Source organism: Affinirhizobium straminoryzae (assembly GCF_007004135.1).
GTDB classification, from domain to species: Bacteria; Pseudomonadota; Alphaproteobacteria; order Rhizobiales; family Rhizobiaceae; genus Neorhizobium; species Neorhizobium straminoryzae.
In genome coordinates, this window is record NZ_VJMG01000099.1 from 1 (window position 1) to 2,072 (window position 2,072).

Genomic DNA, 2,072 nt, shown 5'->3' on the forward strand with positions numbered 1-2,072 from the left:
CCAGTGGTGTCCGCGAGCAGATTGTTCAAGACATCCAGATTTTCCTGTGCTTCGGCAACAACCTCGGCCGGAACCTCCGGTGGAAAGCTTTCCCCTTCCAGCATCCGCGGTCCACCGGGTGTCCGCCTCAGGCAAGAGAAACCGCCGACCAGAACAAGGCGGGCGCCCGTCTCCGCAGCTTTGCGCGCAAGGTTTGCGTAGACACCGGCGAGAGCACCTCTGTTGGCCCCACGTGGAGAAAAGGCGCCGACAATGACATCGATGCCTGCAAGCAAACCACCGGCATCCTCAACGCTTGAGGCCACATAGGTAACGCCAGGGATCGGTTCGGCCGGAACCGACCGGCTGACCGATGTCACCACATGGCCACGCTTGGCCGCTTCGCGTGCGATCGCCGACCCGGCATATCCGGTGCCGCCGATAATCGTAATCCTCTTGGATGTCATATGTAAATTCTCCAGTTTGGGACGTTTTTGAAGGCATTGCCACAGGACGCCGCATCGATAAGCGCCTGTCAGACGGCGTCGAGGGTGCCCATCTGGCCCGATTGAAAGCGATGGAAGGCGCTCCGGATCCCGGCGGTATCGTTCATGATGAACGGTCCATCGGCCACAACCGGTTCGTTCAGTGCGGGTCCGGCGAGAAGAAGGGCGTGGGCAACGCCATTGAAGGCAGCGAGTTTAACCTCACCGGTTCCTGAGAATGCGAGCGCGGTCTCGCTCGACAATCGATGAATGTGATCATCAAGGCTCACTTCGAGGTGGCCGTCGAGTACATAGACGATTGTGTTGTCGCCGACAGCCAGCGGCAGGTTGATACCGTGGGATACGAATGCTTCGAGGATCGTGTAAGGTTCCACAGGCTTGACGGGCGAAATGACATTGCCATAAGCGCCCACCAGTACACGGACGCGGTCGCCTGTCTCGCTGCGCCATTCTGGAACCTGGCCAGGCAGCATATACATCGTCTGCGGATCGGTCAGTTTGTTGCGCATGCTGAGATTGACGTAAATCTGTGCGCCATGCAGTTCACCACCACGGACCGAAGGGACTTCCTGGTGCAGAGCACCACGTCCGGCCTGAAGCCAGACGATCCCCCCGGGACCTATCTCAAGGTCATTGCCGAGCGAGTCACGGCTGCGCAACGCAACAGGCGAGTCCTCGAACACGTAGGTGATCGCCGAGAAACCGGCATGAGGATGCGGCCCGAAAGGCTGGCCGGATACGCGGAAATTATCGAGCAGCGCGAGTGGTGAGGAGAGTCCATTAAACTGCTCGAGATCGATGGTGTTTACGGAGAAAATGCCACCACTGCTGTGATGGCGGGCATGAAGGATTTCTGAAACGCGCACCACGGGAGCACCTCTTAAGTTCCGAGGTGGTTATCCCGAATTGCCTGACATCGGACAATCCACTATATAGCGATATTATCCATCTGGATTTCCGATACATGCTTGATGGCTTCTCACTTGATCAGTTGCGAACATTCGTCGCTGCGGCGGACAACGGAAGCTTTTCTGCAGCAGCGCGTCGCCTTCGCAGGGCACAGTCGGCGGTGAGCCAGACGGTCGCAAATCTGGAAGCTCTCATCGGTGTTCCTCTGTTCGACAGAAGTGGCCGATATCCCGTGCTGACCGAGCAAGGCCGTGCGCTGCTTGAACAGGCGCGGACTGTTACGGGAGCCATAGATCACTTCAAAGCGCGTGCGCATGGATTGGCAAAAGGCCTCGAACCTGAGCTTAGCCTTGTGGTCAATGTGCTCTTTCCGACCCGTGTGCTGACACAGGCTATCACAGGCTTCCAGATGCGATTTCCCGATACGACGTTGCGTATTTCCGTCGAGGGATTAGGAGCGGTTCTCGAACTTGTGCTGGACGGAACATGCGCCTTCGGCATTCGCGGCCCCATAGGAGGAGCGCACCCGGATCTGAGCAGCGAATACTTGCTGCAAGTCGGATATCAGATGGTGGCGGCCCCCAGCCATCCTCTCGCTCATATTCGCGGTCCAATCACGACCAAAGTGCTCGCGCAACATGTGCAGCTTGTTCTGTCAGACCGCTCGAAGCTTACGGC

3 protein-coding genes are annotated in these 2,072 nt (G+C 58.0%); 1 reads left to right on the forward strand and 2 read right to left on the reverse strand.

Features of this window, described 5'->3' with window-relative positions:
• The coding region (locus FNA46_RS24565; protein WP_143127870.1) for an NAD(P)-dependent oxidoreductase at positions 1–446 on the reverse strand (446 nt) is incomplete at its 3' end.
• 68 nt (positions 447–514) lie between these two features.
• Positions 515–1,354: a pirin family protein gene (locus tag FNA46_RS24570; RefSeq protein WP_143127871.1), complete on the reverse strand. Its 840-nt coding sequence runs from the start codon at positions 1,352–1,354 to the stop codon at positions 515–517.
• 95 nt (positions 1,355–1,449) lie between these two features.
• On the opposite strand from FNA46_RS24570, the gene FNA46_RS24575 reads away from it, so the two are divergent.
• The coding region (locus tag FNA46_RS24575) for a LysR family transcriptional regulator (RefSeq protein WP_143127872.1) at positions 1,450–2,072 on the forward strand (623 nt) is incomplete at its 3' end.